General features: G+C 63.0%; 19 protein-coding genes. 9 read left to right on the top strand and 10 right to left on the bottom strand.

Going from position 1 to position 15,592, the window contains the following annotated elements; all coding sequences use genetic code 11:
• Position 1: 1 nt before the first annotated feature.
• Positions 2 to 379 carry a BlaI/MecI/CopY family transcriptional regulator gene (locus CLU91_RS24870; protein WP_100876249.1) on the bottom strand — a complete coding sequence of 126 codons (378 nt, stop codon included), beginning with the start codon at positions 377 to 379 and terminating at the stop codon, positions 2 to 4.
• Between the two features lie 415 nt (positions 380 to 794).
• On the opposite strand from CLU91_RS24870, the gene CLU91_RS24865 reads away from it, so the two are divergent.
• From CLU91_RS24865 to CLU91_RS24840, 6 genes are all read left to right on the top strand, one after another.
• Complete coding sequence (locus tag CLU91_RS24865; protein ID WP_100876248.1) at positions 795 to 2,165, top strand: DEAD/DEAH box helicase; 1,371 nt, start codon at positions 795 to 797, stop codon at positions 2,163 to 2,165.
• Between the two features lie 244 nt (positions 2,166 to 2,409).
• Positions 2,410 to 3,210 carry a 2-oxo-tetronate isomerase gene (otnI, locus tag CLU91_RS24860; protein ID WP_100876247.1) on the top strand — a complete coding sequence of 267 codons (801 nt, stop codon included), beginning with the start codon at positions 2,410 to 2,412 and terminating at the stop codon, positions 3,208 to 3,210.
• An 88-nt stretch (positions 3,211 to 3,298) separates the two neighbouring features.
• Complete coding sequence (locus tag CLU91_RS24855) at positions 3,299 to 4,117, top strand: hypothetical protein (protein ID WP_100876246.1); 819 nt, start codon at positions 3,299 to 3,301, stop codon at positions 4,115 to 4,117.
• A complete protein-coding gene (locus CLU91_RS24850; RefSeq protein ID WP_100876245.1) occupies positions 4,102 to 4,575 on the top strand; it encodes a hypothetical protein in 474 nt (157 codons plus the stop codon). The genes CLU91_RS24855 and CLU91_RS24850 overlap by 16 nt, the downstream gene beginning before the upstream one ends.
• 80 nt (positions 4,576 to 4,655) lie before the next feature.
• Entirely contained in the window at positions 4,656 to 5,075 is a 420-nt protein-coding gene (locus CLU91_RS24845) for a VOC family protein (protein WP_100876244.1), read from the top strand.
• Positions 5,076 to 5,185: 110 nt separating this feature from the next.
• The gene (locus tag CLU91_RS24840; protein ID WP_198521402.1) at positions 5,186 to 5,566 is read left to right on the top strand and encodes a TraR/DksA family transcriptional regulator; all 381 of its coding nucleotides are present in this window, start codon (positions 5,186 to 5,188) and stop codon (positions 5,564 to 5,566) included.
• 174 nt (positions 5,567 to 5,740) lie between these two features.
• On the opposite strand, the gene phbB is transcribed toward CLU91_RS24840, so the two are convergent.
• Complete coding sequence (gene phbB / locus CLU91_RS24835; RefSeq protein ID WP_100876243.1) at positions 5,741 to 6,487, bottom strand: acetoacetyl-CoA reductase; 747 nt, start codon at positions 6,485 to 6,487, stop codon at positions 5,741 to 5,743.
• Positions 6,488 to 6,655: 168 nt separating this feature from the next.
• Here phbB and CLU91_RS24830 point away from each other — a divergent pair, with 168 nt between their 5' ends.
• Positions 6,656 to 7,522, top strand: a complete 867-nt coding sequence (locus CLU91_RS24830) for a universal stress protein (protein WP_099760024.1) — start codon at positions 6,656 to 6,658, stop codon at positions 7,520 to 7,522.
• Positions 7,523 to 7,542: 20 nt separating this feature from the next.
• Here CLU91_RS24830 and CLU91_RS24825 read toward each other — a convergent pair whose 3' ends face one another.
• The 8 genes from CLU91_RS24825 to CLU91_RS24790 all read right to left on the bottom strand — a co-directional run bounded on the left by CLU91_RS24825 (position 7,543) and on the right by CLU91_RS24790 (position 13,515).
• Positions 7,543 to 7,896, bottom strand: coding sequence for a hypothetical protein (locus CLU91_RS24825; protein WP_071078622.1), 354 nt, complete (start codon positions 7,894 to 7,896; stop codon positions 7,543 to 7,545).
• Positions 7,897 to 8,070: 174 nt separating this feature from the next.
• On the bottom strand, positions 8,071 to 8,637 hold the full coding sequence (locus tag CLU91_RS24820; protein WP_100876242.1) for a glycine zipper domain-containing protein: 567 nt from the start codon (positions 8,635 to 8,637) through the stop codon (positions 8,071 to 8,073).
• 106 nt (positions 8,638 to 8,743) lie between these two features.
• Complete coding sequence (locus CLU91_RS24815; RefSeq protein WP_100876241.1) at positions 8,744 to 9,487, bottom strand: amino acid ABC transporter ATP-binding protein; 744 nt, start codon at positions 9,485 to 9,487, stop codon at positions 8,744 to 8,746.
• Positions 9,484 to 10,176 (bottom strand): amino acid ABC transporter permease, encoded by a 693-nt coding sequence (locus tag CLU91_RS24810; protein WP_100876240.1) that lies wholly within the window; start codon positions 10,174 to 10,176, stop codon positions 9,484 to 9,486. Before CLU91_RS24810 ends, CLU91_RS24815 begins: the two co-directional genes overlap by 4 nt.
• Complete coding sequence (locus tag CLU91_RS24805) at positions 10,176 to 10,853, bottom strand: amino acid ABC transporter permease (protein ID WP_100876239.1); 678 nt, start codon at positions 10,851 to 10,853, stop codon at positions 10,176 to 10,178. Before CLU91_RS24805 ends, CLU91_RS24810 begins: the two co-directional genes overlap by 1 nt.
• Positions 10,854 to 10,873: 20 nt before the next feature.
• Complete coding sequence (locus tag CLU91_RS24800; protein WP_100876238.1) at positions 10,874 to 11,704, bottom strand: transporter substrate-binding domain-containing protein; 831 nt, start codon at positions 11,702 to 11,704, stop codon at positions 10,874 to 10,876.
• A gap of 110 nt (positions 11,705 to 11,814) precedes the next feature.
• Positions 11,815 to 12,687: a zinc-dependent peptidase gene (locus CLU91_RS24795; protein WP_100876237.1), complete on the bottom strand. Its 873-nt coding sequence runs from the start codon at positions 12,685 to 12,687 to the stop codon at positions 11,815 to 11,817.
• 327 nt (positions 12,688 to 13,014) lie between these two features.
• On the bottom strand, positions 13,015 to 13,515 hold the full coding sequence (locus tag CLU91_RS24790) for a winged helix-turn-helix domain-containing protein (protein ID WP_223278908.1): 501 nt from the start codon (positions 13,513 to 13,515) through the stop codon (positions 13,015 to 13,017).
• Positions 13,516 to 13,962: 447 nt separating this feature from the next.
• Here CLU91_RS24790 and CLU91_RS24785 point away from each other — a divergent pair, with 447 nt between their 5' ends.
• Both CLU91_RS24785 and CLU91_RS24780 read left to right on the top strand, forming a co-directional pair.
• Positions 13,963 to 14,199 carry a hypothetical protein gene (locus CLU91_RS24785; protein WP_100876236.1) on the top strand — a complete coding sequence of 79 codons (237 nt, stop codon included), beginning with the start codon at positions 13,963 to 13,965 and terminating at the stop codon, positions 14,197 to 14,199.
• A gap of 384 nt (positions 14,200 to 14,583) precedes the next feature.
• Positions 14,584 to 15,585, top strand: a complete 1,002-nt coding sequence (locus CLU91_RS24780) for an ABC transporter substrate-binding protein (RefSeq protein WP_100876235.1) — start codon at positions 14,584 to 14,586, stop codon at positions 15,583 to 15,585.
• The last annotated feature ends 7 nt before the right edge of the window (positions 15,586 to 15,592 follow it).

Below are 15,592 nucleotides of genomic sequence, written 5' to 3'. Positions count from 1 at the left end.
CTTAGTCCTTTCCCTCGAGCGGCCAGTCCTGCAGCAATTGCTCCAGCGCCGCCAGTTCCTGCTGGTCCACCAGTTTGCTGCCCGTAAACATACTGACCGGCAAGGGACTGTCGATTTCCATCACGCGCCGGCCAAAGTCGTGGGCGAACGCGGCCAGGGTAGCCACCTTGTCCACGTTCGCCTCATACACGAGTACGCCATGCACGCTGCGCTGCAGCAGCATGCCCTTGTCCAGCATGCGTTCAAGCGTCTTGCGCGTGGATGAAAACGACCATCCCAGCTCGTCTTCCACCCTTTCGTGCAATTCACGCGCGGATAGCGGGTGGTCTTTCCACAAGGCTTTCAATAACGACAGTTCGGTGACGGAGGGCGTGCTCATGGTGCATCCTTTTAGTGACTATTGACGCAATTATGCGACAAGAGTCACACACACGCAAGCGCCATGTGCGACAAATGTCGCATGCGCTAAAACGCCTCCCGCGCGTCTTGCGCTCGGGCACGCCATGTCCAGGTGGCGGCGAAAGGCCGCCTTGCCCGTGATCACATCGCCACTGCCCCGTTTCCCTATCGTATAGCTGAGGCTTTCCAGGACGGCAGCGCGCCTTGGCCTGACTTTTCTTTACTTGCGGCATTGCAAAGTTGAAACAAAACAGGCGCGTTTTTGCCATGCTGTTATACTTCGCGTGTGCGGCACATATGACCAGTCCCCTTGCCGCTGTCTTTCGACCCCTAATCTGATTGCCTGCGACTGGCGCCCCCCGATGGCGACAGGCCGATCTCACAATAAAGTTACCATGTCCTTTTCCTCCCTCGGATTGTCCGACGCTATCGTACGTGCCGTTACCGAACACGGCTACACCGTGCCGACCCCCATCCAGACGCAGGCGATTCCCGCCGTGCTGGCTGGCGGCGACTTGCTGGCCGGCGCACAAACCGGTACCGGCAAGACGGCCGGCTTCACCCTGCCCTTGCTGCACCGCCTGTCGACTGACGCGAATGGCGCGGCCATCACCAGCAACACGTCCACGCGCCCGATCCGCGCCCTGATCCTGGCACCGACGCGCGAACTCGCCGCGCAGGTCGAGGAAAGCGTGCGCACCTACGGCAAATACACCAAGCTGAACTCCACCGTGATCTTCGGCGGCGTCGGCATCAACCCGCAAATCAAGCAGCTCAAACACGGCGTCGACGTGCTCGTCGCCACGCCGGGCCGCTTGCTGGACCACATGGGCCAGGGCACGGTTGACCTGTCGAAAGTGGAAATCCTGATTCTCGACGAAGCCGACCGCATGCTCGACATGGGTTTCATCCGCGACATCAAGAAAGTGCTGGCCGTGCTGCCGCCGAAACGCCAGAACCTGCTGTTCTCGGCCACGTTCTCGGAAGAGATCAAGGCCCTGGCCGACGGCTTGCTGAACAAGCCAGCCATGATCGAAGTGGCGCGCCGCAATTCGACCGTGGAAGTGATCAAGCAAAAGATCCATCCGGTCGACCGCGACAAGAAGCACCCGATGCTGTCCCACCTGATCAAGTCGAACAACTGGACGCAAGTACTGGTCTTCACGCGCACCAAGCATGGCGCCAATAAACTGGTCGAGCAACTGGGCGCGGACGGCATCGGCGCCCTGGCCATCCACGGCAACAAGAGCCAGTCGGCGCGCACGCGCGCGCTGTCCGAGTTCAAGGATGGCACCTTGCAAGTGCTGGTCGCCACCGACATCGCCGCGCGCGGCATCGACATCGACCAGTTGCCGCACGTCGTCAACTACGACTTGCCGAACATTCCGGAAGACTATGTGCACCGTATCGGCCGTACGGGCCGTGCCGGCGCCAAGGGCGAAGCCGTGTCGCTGGTCTGCGTGGATGAGCACGAAATGTTGAAAGACATCGAAAAGCTGATCAAGCAAACCCTGCCGCGTGAAGTCATCGAAGGCTTCGAGCCCGACCTGAACGCCCGCGCCCAGCCTGTGCAATTGCGCAGCGGCACCGGCGGTCACCGCAACAACAGCCGCGCGCCAGCCGGCGCCGTGGTGCGCGTGAAAACCGGCGGCAGCGGCGCCAAGCCACGCAGCGCCGGCCCGGCGGGCGGCGGTGGCGGCGGCAACCGCAGCGGCAATGCGCCGCGTTCGGCAGCCAATCACCGCTCCGGCGGCCGCGGCCGCTAAAACGCGGCCTTAAAGCTACTGCGCGGGGCGCTATTGCGTTTGCGTTGCTCGCCGTACTCCTGTACGGCTGCGCTACTCGACGCAATATCACTCCCGCTCGCTACGCTTTCAGGCGGCGTTTGTCTTTATCAAAAAGACGATAAAAACCGTTCCAGGACTTGTTTCTGGAACGGTTTTTTTATGCACGCCACCGATTGCCGTTTTGGGCTACGATAGTGTCCATCATCCTCACCTGCGTGCTGCCATGCCGAACTTTGCTGCCAACCTCAGCATGATGTTTACCGAACTGCCCTTCCTGGACCGCTTTGCCGCCGCCAGGGTAGCGGGCTTCGATGCCGTCGAATTCCTGTTTCCCTATGCCGTCGAGGCGCAACAGATCGCCATGTGCCTGGAACGCCACCATCTGCAGCTGGCCGTCTTCAACTTTCCGCCCGGCGACTGGGACCACGGCGACCGGGGCATCGCCTGCGATCCGCGCCGGGGCGAAGAATTCCGCAGCAACGTGCAACTGGCGCTCAACTACGCGCTGGCGCTGGGCGCAAAACAGCTGCACTGCATGTCCGGCATCGTGCCGCCCGGCATGAGCCTGGAGCGGGCGCGGCAAAGCCTGATCGGCAACCTGCAATATGCAGCCGACGCCTGCCGGCCGCACGGCATCCACGTGCTGATCGAGCCGATCAACCACTACGACATGCCCGCTTACTTTCTGAACCATAGCCAGCAAGCGGCCGACATCATCGCCGACTGCCAGCGCAGCAACATCTTCCTGCAATACGACATCTATCACATGCAGCGGATGGAGGGCGAACTGAGCAACACCATCCGCGCCCTGCTGCCCCTGATCCGCCACATCCAGATCGCCGACACGCCGGGCCGCCACGAACCGGGCACGGGCGAAATCAACTACCGCCATCTGTTCAAGCTGCTCGACCAGATCGGCTACGCAGGCTGGGTCGGCTGCGAATACCGTCCCGCCAGCGACACTGTCGCCGGGCTGGGCTGGCGCGGGCAATTGACGGGCAGAGCGGGCACAATCGGCGCCTGATCGCAGCGCGCTTGCGCCCGCACAAGGCGGGCGGCGCAGGCCGGCACGACAATACCTTTCCATACAGTATTTCCTGTCGAGAGGTGACGTGTCCGCCCTGCCCGCCCGCCATGGCCGCACCCTTGGCCTGACCCTCTTTTTGCACCTCTGCCTGGCTGCCGTGCTGTGCGGCTGCGCCACCGCGCGCCCCGAGCTGGCGCAGGTGCGCGCCCTGGCCGCCGGCACCGATGCCCTGAACGCCTTCAGCGAACTGTCGCAGCGCCACGTCGACACTTACCAGCGCGCCCGTCCCTATCTGTCGCCGGCCGAAGACGCGCGCGAACGCCTGCTCGATGCCCAGCGCCGTGCCGCACAAGCGGATGTCGCGCGCCTGGCGCAAGCCGTGCGCCTGTACCTGCAGGCGCTGGGCCGGCTGGCGCAGGACGACGCGTATGACGTGCAGCCCGAACTGGCCAGTGCCGGCGCCGCCATCCGCGCCTGGCCGGGCAGCGGCATCGATGACCGCCATGTCAGCGCCTACACCTTGCTGCTGCAGCAACTCTCGCGCCTGGGCGGCGCGGCCAGCCAGCAGGCGCACCTGGCGCAGGTGCTGCACGAGGGCGATGCGCCGCTGCAAGCCCTGCTGGCCGCGCTCGACGGCTTGCTGGCGCTGTACGACAAGAGCGGCGACAACGAGCGCGACATGGTGCTCGGCTTGCTCGACGTGGAAATCGCGTATGCGGACGCGCCGCAGCAGCGCCTGCTGGCCGTGCTGGCGAAAAACATGCAGCAAAGCAAAACCGAGGAGTACCGGCTGTACGGCTTGCGCCACACTCTGGCGCGCCGGCAACTGGCGGCACTGGGGCGTGAACACGCCCAGCTCGCTGCCACCCTCACCACCACGGAGGCAAGATGGACGGATCGGTAGACAGGAACAGCGGCGACGAACGCCGCGAAGCGGCCCTGAGCAGCGCCATGCGCGTCGAGCAACTGGCCGACAGCCTGTCGCAGGCGGCCGTCACCCTGCATGGCGCCGTCATGCGCGCCATCCGCAAGCGCGCCAGCCAGGGAGAAAACGGCATCAGCCACAGTCAGGCGCAAGCCGTCTTCGCCCTGGAAGTGGCCTTGCGCCAGCAAGCCAACCAGCTGTATGCCGATGCCGCCGGGCATACGGTGGCCGGCCTGGAAACGGCGCAGCGCCAGCTCAGCGGCCTGCTCGACACGGTGCGCCTGCGCATCGCCCGCAACGACGACGTGCGGCACTGGATCAGCCTGGCGACGAGCTTGTTGCACCTGGGCAGCGCCGTGCTTGCCCGCAATCCCGAGCGCATCCTCGGCACCCTGGGCAAGGTGCGTGAGCGGCTGCAAGAGATGGCGCCGGACTGATTGAATTTGGCCGGCGAGCGCCTATACTGGGACGTCCCCGCCTGGCAATCGTGCCCGCGGGGCCACCAGAGGAGGCCAATATGCGTATCGAACCGTATTTGCAATTCAATGGAAATTGCGCACAAGCGCTGGAATACTACCGCCAGCACCTGCATGGCACAGACCTGTGCCTGATGCCGTTTCGCGGCTCGCCGGGCCAGGAGCAAGTCAAGGAAGACTGGTACGACAAGATCATGCACGGCTCCGTGCAGCTGGGCCCCACCATGCTGATGGGCTCGGACGGCGGCTGCACCGAAGATGGCGCCAAGGGCATGCACGGCAGCTCGATCTGCCTGACCCTCGACACGCCGGAAGAGGCGGAACGGGCCTTCGACGCGCTGGCGCGTGATGGCAACATCCAGATGCCGCTGGAGGAAACGTTCTGGGCCAAGCGCTTCGGCATGCTGAAAGACCAGTTCGGCGTCGCCTGGATGGTCAACTGCCTGAAGGAGCCAGCATAGAACGGCCCGTGCCTGCCTGCGCCGCGTCAAACGCGGCGCAGGCAGTAGCGCAAGCAAAGCTGCCGATCTTGGACTACCATGATGGGAGTAACCTCTACCGGGTGATAGCCATGAATGGATTGCCGCAAGACCAGCTGCAACGCCTGCGCGGCGTGCTGGAGCAACGCAAGCTGGCGTTGCTGGAACAGATCGAGAACGAGACGGCCGAAGCCGATGCGCGCGCCTCGCTGCTCAATGAAATCGAAGCTTCGCCGGCCGACAACGCCAGCGTGCGCACCTTGAACGCCCTCGTCAGCGAAGCGGCCGAGCACAACCTGGCGCAGCTGGCCATCATCCGGCATGCGCTGGCCAGGTTTGCCGATGGCAGTTATGGCCTGTGCGACAACTGCGGCGAAGCCATCGGCCTGTCGCGCCTGAATGCGCGCCCGGAAGCGCGCCTGTGCATCGATTGCCAGACACGGCTGGAAAAAGCCCGGCGCGGCGTAGCATGACGGCGGCGCAACGACAAAGGGCAAGGCATCGCTGCCCTGCCCCCTGTTTTCCAGCGTGACTACCATTGCCTTCCGTCCTGCGCCAGCATCGTGCGTGCCGGCTGGGTGGACGGGTCTCCTCTACTGCCATTGCCCTGATGCAAGCTGCAGTCTTGCTTGCTTGACTGAGCTTGCTTAACTCATGTGCTGTCCGCCATTGATGGCGATGTTCGCGCCCGTGACGAACGCCGCCTCGTCGGACGCCAGGTAAGCCACCAGGGCCGCCACCTCGTCCGGCTCGCCCAGGCGGCCCAGGGGAATCTGCGGCAGGATCTTCGTTTCCAAAATATCGGCCGGCACGGCCGTCACCATCTGCGTGCGCAGGTAGCCGGGCGAGACCGTGTTGACGGTGATGCCGTGGCGCGCCACTTCCAGCGCCAGCGCCTTGCTGAAGCCATGCACGCCCGCCTTGGCGGCCGCATAGTTGCACTGGCCAAACGCGCCCTTCTGGCCATTCACGGACGAGATATTGATGATGCGGCCCCATTTTTTTTCCAGCATGGGTTCGAGCACCTGCTTGCTCATGTTGAACAGGCTGTCGAGATTGGTGCGCATGACCTCGGCCCAGTGCGGCAATTCCATCTTGCGCATGCTCTGGTCGCGCGTGATGCCGGCGTTGTTGACCAGCACGTCGATGCGGCCGAACTGCGCCAGCACCTTGCCGACGGCCTCGCTGCAGGCAGCGAAATCCGTCACGTCGATGGCCAGCGGATGGAAATAATACTGCTGCGCCTGCTGCTCGTCGAGCCAGCTTGCCACGCGCGCATTGCCTGGCGTATGTGCCGCCACAACGGCAAAGCCCGCCGCATGCAGGCGGCGGCACAAGGCCGTGCCCAGGCCGCCCATGCCGCCCGTGACCAGTGCTACCTTTTGTTCCTTCATTGCTGTCTCTCCCCGCTTGTTATGGTTGTTCTGCGTGGGATCAAGTGTAGGGGCAGTTTTTATCGCCAGCGTTGCGCCAGATCAAGTGGTCAGCCTGATGCAGTCGTGCGCGGCCGGCACCCCGGACTGTGCCAGAATGGCCGCTACCGCACAGCGAGAGGACAGGCCATGACATATAAAACCGTATTGCTCCACATCGACGACAGCGCCGGGCGCGCCGCCCGCATCGACGCGGCCGCCAGCATCGCCCAGGCGTGCGGCGGCCACCTGACGGGCGTGGCGCTGACGGGCGTGTCGCGGCTGCTGTACCAGAACCAGCCCGACCTCGATGCCGACCCGAACCTGAGCTTGCATTTGAATTTCCTGCGCGAACGGGCGACGCGCGCCCTCGACGGTTTCGAGCAACAGGTGCGCGCGGCCGGCGTCGCCTCGTTCGAACAGCGCGTGCTCGACGACGAGGCGGCGGGCGGCATCAGCCTGCTGGCCCGCTATGCGGACCTGGTCGTCATCAGCCAATACAATGCCAAGGATAAATCGCCATCCGTGATGCGCGACTTCCCCGCCTATGTGCTGCTGCATTCGGGCCGTCCCGTGCTGATCGTGCCGTATGCGCCGCCGCTGCCCCTGCTGGCGCCGCCGGCAGCGGCGCGCAATGTGCTCATTTCCTGGAACGCCAGCAAGGAAGCGAGCCGCGCCGTGAGCGCCGCCCTGCCCCTGCTGCAGCGTGCCGGGCAAGTCCACGTGGCCATCTTCGACGCCCAGGTGCATGCGGCCGAACACGGCGAACAACCGGGCGCCGAACTGACGCACTACCTGGCGCGCCACGGCGTGGAAGCGCGGCTGCATCTGCTCGATGGCGGTGGCGTGCGGCGCGGCGACATCGGCGAAGCGCTGCTGTCGCAGGCCGCCGACCTGTCGGCCGACTTGCTGGTGATGGGAGCGTATGGCCATTCGCGCCTGCGCGAAACCATCCTCGGCGGCGTCACGCGCACGATTTTGCAGAGCATGACGATCCCCGTGCTGATGGCGCACTAGGGCCTGTTGAAAAAGGCGGACTAGCCGCCCTGCCAGGGCTGGCTGCGGATCTTCGCCACCTGGCGCTGCGCCAGCCACTGCCACAGCTGCAGCGCGTCGCCCTGCGGCAGAGCCGACATGTGGCGCGGACTGGCCAGGGCGATTTCGCAATCGCGGTCCGACCATTCCTCGAAAGTGACTTCGCCTCCGCTAGCGACCTCGACCTGATACATCAAGCCGTCGTCGTATCCAAAGCGCAACAAAACGGCGGCCGGGCTGCCGTCCGGCGTGGCGCCGCGGTAAACCTCGGCCAGCGCATCGGCCAGCTGTGCCGGCGAGGGCGCGCAGATGTCGCGCCCGTCTGCCCGTGTCAGAATGAACCATGCCTGTGTCATGACGCGACCTCCTATCCATACTCGTTAGCATGCGAGGCAAGTACTACAGGCAGTCACCTTGGTCCGGTGTCACTTTGGGCGCGCGGAAACTATCCCTGTCGGCATTGTTTACCAATAATTACTAATACTGACAAGTATCATACCTAAATTTCATGCAGCTCGGAATTTATGAATTCACGCCACCAGCACGGGAATGCTGAGCGGGTCGAAATCATGCCAGTCGCCATTGGCGATCGTGCCTTCCGCTTCCTCGATATGCTCGGCGCCCAGCCGGTGCAGCGCTTCGAGCGCCCGTTCGCGCTCGTCGAGGCCGCCCAGCGCCACGGCGATCAGCATGCCAGGATGGCGTGGCTGGCGGCGGTTTTCGCCATCCCGGTCCCCATTTGCTTCGGCCTCGCCCGCCTCCTTCATTTTATTGAAACTGTAGAGCGAGCCCACGTGTGCGCCCACCAGCGCGCCGACGACGGGACCGAGCGGCCCCGTCGCCAGGGTGGTGGCCGCGCCGATGCCCGCACCGACGGCGGCCCCGACGGCCACGCCCTCGACCACGCCTTCCGGCGTCTCTTTCGCGCCGGGCGACATGTCGCGGTCGCCGCCGAGCGCGTGCAAGTCGTGCTGCCCCGGCTGGTTGACAAAGAAGGCGCTGATGCGGCTATCGGCAAAACCCGCCTGGTTCAGGGCGGCGCGCGCTGCGTCTATCTGTTCCTGCAACTGAAAATGACCTGCGATGATGCGTGACATGATACGGCCCTCCTGGTCGGCTGCTGGCGCACCGTGCGCCGCTTGCCTGGCTAGCGTGCGCTTGCCGCCAGCGAAATACCGTTCGCTTGCGCACACACCAGGTCAATCATGCGGTCGCGCCGAACGGGCTGCGTATATCGGACAGGAATTGTTGTGCACGCGCATGTTGCGGCCGCGCAAAGAAATCCTCGGGCGTGGCCCGTTCCAGCACGTGCCCGTGGTCCATGAACCAGACGCGGTCCGCCACCTCGCGCGCGAAACCCATCTCATGCGTCACGCACACCATGGTCATGCCGCCCTGCGCCAGGTCGCGCATCACTTGCAGCACTTCGCCCACCATTTCCGGGTCCAGCGCGCTGGTCGGTTCATCGAACAGCATCAGCGGCGGCTGCATGGCCAGCGCGCGGGCAATCGCCACGCGCTGCTGCTGGCCGCCCGACAAAGCCGCCGGCATCGCGCGCGCCTTGTGCGCCAGGCCCACCCGTTCCAGCAGGGCCAGCGCCCGCTCTTCCGCCTCGCGCCGGGTCAGGCCGCGCAAGCGCTGCGGCGCCAGCGCGCAATTGTCCAGCACGGACAAGTGGGGAAACAGATTGAATTGCTGAAACACAAAACCGATGTGCGAGCGCAAGGCGTTCACGTCCAGCCCCGGCGCGTAAATGTCCTGGCCGGCCACCGTGATGCGGCCCGAAGCGATCGCCTCCAGGCGGTTGATGGTGCGGATCAGGGTCGACTTGCCGGAACCGGATGGCCCGCACACGACCAGCACCTCGCCCTTGGCCACGTGTTCATTGATATCGCTCAAGGCGTGATAGTCGCCATAGTATTTGTTGACGTTGTCAAAGGTAATCATGCTGCCGCTTTCAAAACACGCGCCTGGCGCCGCTCAAGCCAGAAGGCGGCGCGCGACAGGCTGAAACATAAAACAAAGTACGTCATGCCCAGCAAAAAATACACTTGCACAGGTTTCGTCAGCACCAGGCCATTGACTTGCGAGGCGATGAACGACACTTCGGCCAGGCCGATGATGGTGCCCAGCGAGGTTTCCTTGATGGTCGAGACGAACTGGTTCACCAGGGACGGCAGCATGTGGCGCAGCGCCTGCGGCAGCACCACCGTGCGCATGCTGTCCAGGTAATTCAAGCCCAGCGAACGGGCCGCCTCCACCTGGCCCGTGGGCACGGCTTGCACCCCGGCGCGCACGATCTCGGCCAGATAAATGCCATCGAAGATGACGAGGGCTGCCAGCATGGTGCCGAATTGCCCGCTTTCATGCCCGGTGATGCTGGGCAGGAAAAAGTACGCCCAGAAGATGACGAGCAGCAAGGGGATGCCCCGCACCACGTGGATCAGCGCGGCGACGGGCCAGCGCAGCAGCCGCCAGGGACTCAGGCGCGCCAGCCCCAGCAGCAAGCCGAACGGCAAGCTGAGCACCAGCGCCAGGCTGGCCAGCACGACCGTCAGCGCCAGGCCGCCCAGCGGCCCTTCGGGATAGCGTCCCACAAGAAAATACAGCCAATAATCGTGGATGAGTTCCAGCATCAGGACACCTTCCTTTGCAGCAAAGCCGCCAGGCCCGCGATCAGCAGCGAAACGGCCAGATAGGCCGCGCTGGCGAAGACGAACGCCTCCACGCTGCGAAACGAGGCCGCTTCCACGCGTTGCGTCTGGTACATCAGTTCGGCCACGCCGATGACGGTGGCGATGCTGGTGTTTTGCCACAAGGTCAGGGTTTGCGACAGCAGCGGTGGCGCGGCCAGCCGCAGCGCCTGCGGCACGACGCACAGGCGCATGGTGGCGAGAAAGCTGAAGCCCAGCGCCCGGCCCGCTTCGAATTGCTGGGCGGGAATGGCGCGGATGCCGCTGCGGATGTCTTCCGCCATGTAGGCGGCCGTGTACAAGGTCAGGGCCGTAATGGCGCTGGCCGCTTCGATATTGCCGGCATACAAGCGCTCCTTCCACGTGTCGGGCAGCAATTCGGGCGCGCCGAAATACCAGAACAGGAAGTGGGCCAGCAAGGGCACGTTGCGGATCAGCTCGACATACGCGGCACCCAGGGCATTGAGCAGGCGCGACGGCGCCATGCGCAGCATGGCCACGCCGCACGCCAGCGGCAGAGACAAGAGCAAGGTGATGCCCATCAGTTGCAGGGATAGCAGCAGGCCGGAGAGCAACCAGTCGCGGTAGTCGCCGGCCAGCAGAAAGTTCAGATCAAACATGCGAAAGCGTCAGGCAAGGTTCAGGCGTCGATCTTGTCCGATTCGATCTTGAAGGTACGTTTTTGAAATTTGACGTTGCTGGTGGGGCCATACCATTTGAAAAACAATTTTTCCGCCTCGCCCGATTTCTCCAGCCCGCGCAACACCTGGTCGACGGCTGTCTTCACGCCCGTCTCGCCTTTGCGGATGCCGAAGGCAAACACTTCCTGGCTGATGTTTTGCGGCAGCACAAGGTAATCCTTTTGCGCGGCGCCCAGCTTGGCGTAGTTGTTCAACAGCGAGACTTCATCGTCGACATAGCCGACGCCTTTTCCCTGCTGCAAGCCCAGGTAAGCCTGGCCCGCCGTCTCGAACGTCACCACGTCCACGCCGGGCACGGCCTTGCGGAGATTCGGTTCCTGCGTGCCGCCCTTGACGGTCAGCACTTTCTTGCCGGCCAGGCCAGCGACCGTCGTGATATTGCTGCTTTTTTTGACCAGCACGCGCTGGCCCGTGTAAAACGTAGACAGGGAAAAGTCGACCAGCGCTTCGCGTTCCTTGTTGTGCGTCAAGGACGCCGTCAGGATATCGATGCGGCCCTGCTGCAATTCGGGAATGCGGGCCGCCACGGCCAGCTGCTTGATCACCGGCTTGACGCCCAGGCCATGGGCGATGGCACGGCACAGGTCCACTTCATAGCCAACCAGCTGGCGCGACCTGGCGTCGATGAAACTGTTGGGCTCGTCCGTGCCCAAGGTGCCGCAGACCAGCTCGCCCTTCGCCTTGATGTTGGCCAGCTGGTCCGCTTGCGCGACTTGGGTGAAGGCGATGCTGGTAAATAACAGGGCGGCGAAATGAAGACGGGTCTGCATGGAATTCCTCTGGTGGATAACGAATGCCGCCATTAGACCGCAGCGCCCTTATTTCCAAAAAGGAATCTTTTCAGCCTTGCTTATGAGTAAATCAGGTAAGGCGCCGCCGCCTACCATTGCGGCGCGTAATTGGGGAATGGCGAGGCCATGTGTTCGGCTTCCACGGGCGGCGCCATCCAGTCGCGCGGGTCGACCTTGTAGTACTGCAAGAATTGCGCGTACAGCTCCTCGTGGTGCTCGGCCATCTGGTACGGCTTTTCAAAGAAGGTTTCCGTGGCAACGGCAAAGAATTCGGCGGGATTCGTGGCGCCGTAATGGTCCATCACGCTGTGCTGCTGGTAGATGGCGTCATGGCGCAGGTTGTCGAAATCGCGCGACAGCACGGTGGCCCAGCTGCGGTAGCTCGACACGCTGGGCAAATACGGTGCGCCATTCGCGGCGCCCGATTCGCTGTCGAGCTGGTGGGCGAATTCATGCAGCACCACATTGTGTCCATCGGTCCAGTCGGCCGCACCGCGCTGCACGTGGTCCCAGGCCAGCACCACTCTGCCGTCGCCCCAGGACTCGCCCAATAAACCGTTGGCCGATGGCGTGACTACACCGCCCGGCCCCACTTCATCGCGCGTGACGATGAATTCCGTGGGGTATACGAGGATGGTATCGAGTTCCGGATACACCTGCGTCTGGCGGTTCAGCAGCAGCAAGCAAGCCTGGCCGGCGATGGTGTAGCGCATCTCGTCCGTGATTTCCAGGCCGCCGCAACCGACGAATTTCTTCTGATACAGGAATTGCACGACGAGGCGGCGCAACTGCTCCTGCAGCGGCGCCGGCATGCGGGGATAGACGGGAATATTCTTTTCCAGCACGGCCAGGCCTTCAGCTGGCAAGGGCCTGGACAGGGCCCGCTTCAGACGCCAGCGGGGAAACCACAGCGACAAGACGATGGCGGCCGTGACGAGGGCGATCCACAGCAGCGGATTCATGCGGCGACCCGCTGCAGGGCAGCGAGGGTAATGAGGCCAAGGGAGACGGCGTAGGCTGACAAGGACAAGCTCCTTCGAATGAACCCGCAGCGGAACGAGCGGGCAGTCCAGCCCACATGGGGATGCTTGCAGTCTTTTCAATCAGACTACGTGAAACGGCCTGCCTGAACGCCAAAAGCCGGGTTGCAACCCGGCTTCTATTACGTCACAACGCCTGACAAAACCGTAGCGAGCGGAAGGGAGAGGTGGCTAAGAAGCGCAACCGTACGAAGGTACGGTGAGCATCGCAGGCCGCCTATCCCGACGCGCAGTAGGTTTGGTCAGGTGTTACTCGGCAGATTTTTGCTGTGGGGCTCCAAACAATGCAGCGACGAGCGGATCGCGCGTCACGGGACCACGGTTGACGCGGATGGCGTAATGCGTGTCATCGGCCAGGATGTGGAAGTGGCGGCCGCTGCCTGCCATGCTTTGCTCGCGCAGGCCGGGACGATCCTTGCGCGGTGGCGCGCCTTCGCGTTTCGGCTGGACGATGGCGGCCAGGAAGGCGCGCACGCGCTCAGGGTCGGGGGTCAGCTGGTACACTGCCTTGCCCAGGTAGGTGGCGGTGCCTTCGATGTAGCGGGCCAGTTCGATCACGCCCGCTTCGCGCAAGTCGCGGATGTATTTGCGGGCGCCCGATGGCGAAAACTTGAGGAACCAGGCGATTTCATCGGCCAGCATCTCGTGCAGCGACAATTCGCCGATCAGCTTTTGCATGTTTTCGATGCGGCGCAGGGTGGCCGACGTCGAACGCACGCGCTCGATCGGTGCCATGGAAATGGGGTTCATGCGTTCCGGGGGGATGGGTGCTGCGCGTTCTACCATTTGCGAGCCTTTTTCGGGGCTACGAAGTTCCTGGTGCGCTGCCTTTAATTCGCTCTTCACGTGAGACTGAGTCATTGCATGCATTTGAATACTCCTTTTAAACGATTGCCGGTAGCCCGGATTGTTAAGTTCTTGGCAATTTTTATACCAGAACACCACAAATCCTGGGCGTCTGGTCACAGAATGCCACCCTGCTCTTCCTTGGTCTGTGCGTTAACGAACATTAGGAACAAGAAAGTGAAAAATATTTCCTTACTGAATTATTTCTACAGAGCATCTACCTGCAGTGACATTTCTGCGTTCAAGGTGAAGTGGCGAACAGAAGCATCAGCCTTCTTGCCATAAATTCAAGCTTCACGCGCGGCGCACGCCCCCGCATCGCGCTATGTCGACTCTTGCAAAGGAAAAATCATGAACCTGCCTGCCCTGTTGGCCGCCGCCTTGCTCGTCACCCTGTCTGCCTGTAAAAAACCGGCAGAAGCGCCACTGCCCGAAACGGCGCCCAACCCCACATCCGCGCCACAAGTGATGCCCGCCCCCGTCACGCCAGCCGTCCCGGAAGCCGGTCCCGGCCACGTCACGCCGCCTGCGCCACTGACCGATCCGGCCACCGCGCCGGCACTGCCGCCCGCCACGGCGCCGAAATAAACCCGCCAGCCGGCGATCGATCAGGCGCCCGCGCGGCGCCGCCCCTACTCCACGGGGGAGTTACGCGTTGCCAGCCTGTTTGCAACGCGTTTTTTTACGATTGGAGTCGGCCACGCCGTGAAGGTTCACCCGCATGCAGTCCCGCATGCGCAGCGCCCGGAATGCGGCAATCCGCACAAGCTTTCCCCTCGCCGTGCGGAAAGACGGAATATCGATATTTCCCATTTTCAATAGAATCAAATTAAACCTTTATAAACAATCACTTGCAATAAACGCCAAAATGCGCTCCACTGGCACGGAAGATGCTTTTATATTTTCATAACCGCCATCAGAGCGGCAGCCTGACCCACTATATAAAACCATCTACCTTTTGGAGACAACAGCATGGCAAGCACCTTCCGCATCTCGTCCTTCCTCAACACCAAGGCTCTGACCGTGGCCGTCGCCCTGGCCGCGCAATTCCCGCTGGCCGTCCATGCGGCCGACCTGGTTCGCCTGGGCAACCTGAAATTCGCCCATTACGGCGCCGTCGCCTACATGAAGGAAATCGCGCCCAAATACGACCTGAAAATCGAGGAACGCATCTTCGCCAAGGGCCTCGACATCGTGCCAGCCATGATCGCCGGCGAAATCGACGTGTCCGCCAGCGCGCTGGAAGCGGCCATCACGGGCCGCGCCACGGGCTTGCCCGTGTACCTGGTGGGCGGCTTCGCCAAGGGCGGCGTGCAGATCGTCGGCCGCCCTGACCTGAACATCAAGGGCATTGCCGACCTGAAAGGCAAGAAAGTCGGCGTCACGCGCGGCGGCCCGCAGGAAATCCTGCTGTTTGCCGAACTGACCAAGGCCAAGCTGACCTGGTCCGACAAGCCGGGCAAGGACGTGCAGATTCTGTATATGGGCTACCCGGACCTGAACCAGGCTCTCTTGACCAAGGATATCGACGTGATGAGCCAGTCCGAGCCATATTCCACCCAGGCGATCCACAAGAAGTACGGTTCGGCCATCATCAAGCCCTACGACACGCCGCTGGGCGAGCCCGTGCGCGCCCTCGTGATGACGGAAAAGATGTACAAGGAAAAGCCGGCCGTGGCCCAGCGCTTCATGGATTGCTTCGTCGCCGCCACCCGGGCGTTTTTGGCCGACCCGAAACTGGCGGAAAAATACGTGCGCGAATCGATGTTCAAGAATCAGATCACGTCCGACGATTACCGCGACGCCATCGACAACGCCATCTTCACGGAAGACATCACGCAGAGCCACGTGCAGCTGACCACCGACTACATGGTGAAATTCGGCGTGGGCCGCATGGCCAAAGCGCCTGCCGCCAAGGACTGGGTCAAGCTGGACCTGCTGGAAAAAGCCAAGAAAACCTACGCTCCACGCTAATCTGAAA

This window comes from Janthinobacterium sp. 64 (genome assembly GCF_002813325.1).
In the GTDB taxonomy this organism is placed as follows: domain Bacteria; phylum Pseudomonadota; class Gammaproteobacteria; order Burkholderiales; family Burkholderiaceae_D; genus Janthinobacterium.
Note: the sequence above shows the minus strand (reverse complement) of the source record. Positions and strands in the feature narration are given on the sequence as shown.

What these genes read in the sequence shown, in the direction of transcription:
- CLU91_RS24820 (WP_100876242.1), bottom strand. Translation starts at nt 8,637, where the DNA reads ATGTCACGCATCATCGCAGGTCATTTTCAGTTGCAGGAACAGATAGAC.
- CLU91_RS24850 (WP_100876245.1), top strand. Translation starts at nt 4,102, where the DNA reads ATGGACGGATCGGTAGACAGGAACAGCGGCGACGAACGCCGCGAAGCG.
- CLU91_RS24810 (WP_100876240.1), bottom strand. Translation starts at nt 10,176, where the DNA reads ATGCTGGAACTCATCCACGATTATTGGCTGTATTTTCTTGTGGGACGC.
- CLU91_RS24815 (WP_100876241.1), bottom strand. Translation starts at nt 9,487, where the DNA reads ATGATTACCTTTGACAACGTCAACAAATACTATGGCGACTATCACGCC.
- CLU91_RS24780 (WP_100876235.1), top strand. Translation starts at nt 14,584, where the DNA reads ATGGCAAGCACCTTCCGCATCTCGTCCTTCCTCAACACCAAGGCTCTG.
- CLU91_RS24795 (WP_100876237.1), bottom strand. Translation starts at nt 12,687, where the DNA reads ATGAATCCGCTGCTGTGGATCGCCCTCGTCACGGCCGCCATCGTCTTG.
- CLU91_RS24870 (WP_100876249.1), bottom strand. Translation starts at nt 379, where the DNA reads ATGAGCACGCCCTCCGTCACCGAACTGTCGTTATTGAAAGCCTTGTGG.
- CLU91_RS24825 (WP_071078622.1), bottom strand. Translation starts at nt 7,896, where the DNA reads ATGACACAGGCATGGTTCATTCTGACACGGGCAGACGGGCGCGACATC.
- CLU91_RS24845 (WP_100876244.1), top strand. Translation starts at nt 4,656, where the DNA reads ATGCGTATCGAACCGTATTTGCAATTCAATGGAAATTGCGCACAAGCG.
- CLU91_RS24785 (WP_100876236.1), top strand. Translation starts at nt 13,963, where the DNA reads ATGAACCTGCCTGCCCTGTTGGCCGCCGCCTTGCTCGTCACCCTGTCT.
- CLU91_RS24865 (WP_100876248.1), top strand. Translation starts at nt 795, where the DNA reads ATGTCCTTTTCCTCCCTCGGATTGTCCGACGCTATCGTACGTGCCGTT.
- CLU91_RS24800 (WP_100876238.1), bottom strand. Translation starts at nt 11,704, where the DNA reads ATGCAGACCCGTCTTCATTTCGCCGCCCTGTTATTTACCAGCATCGCC.
- otnI (WP_100876247.1), top strand. Translation starts at nt 2,410, where the DNA reads ATGCCGAACTTTGCTGCCAACCTCAGCATGATGTTTACCGAACTGCCC.
- CLU91_RS24840 (WP_198521402.1), top strand. Translation starts at nt 5,186, where the DNA reads ATGAATGGATTGCCGCAAGACCAGCTGCAACGCCTGCGCGGCGTGCTG.
- phbB (WP_100876243.1), bottom strand. Translation starts at nt 6,487, where the DNA reads ATGAAGGAACAAAAGGTAGCACTGGTCACGGGCGGCATGGGCGGCCTG.
- CLU91_RS24830 (WP_099760024.1), top strand. Translation starts at nt 6,656, where the DNA reads ATGACATATAAAACCGTATTGCTCCACATCGACGACAGCGCCGGGCGC.
- CLU91_RS24790 (WP_223278908.1), bottom strand. Translation starts at nt 13,515, where the DNA reads ATGAACCCCATTTCCATGGCACCGATCGAGCGCGTGCGTTCGACGTCG.
- CLU91_RS24805 (WP_100876239.1), bottom strand. Translation starts at nt 10,853, where the DNA reads ATGTTTGATCTGAACTTTCTGCTGGCCGGCGACTACCGCGACTGGTTG.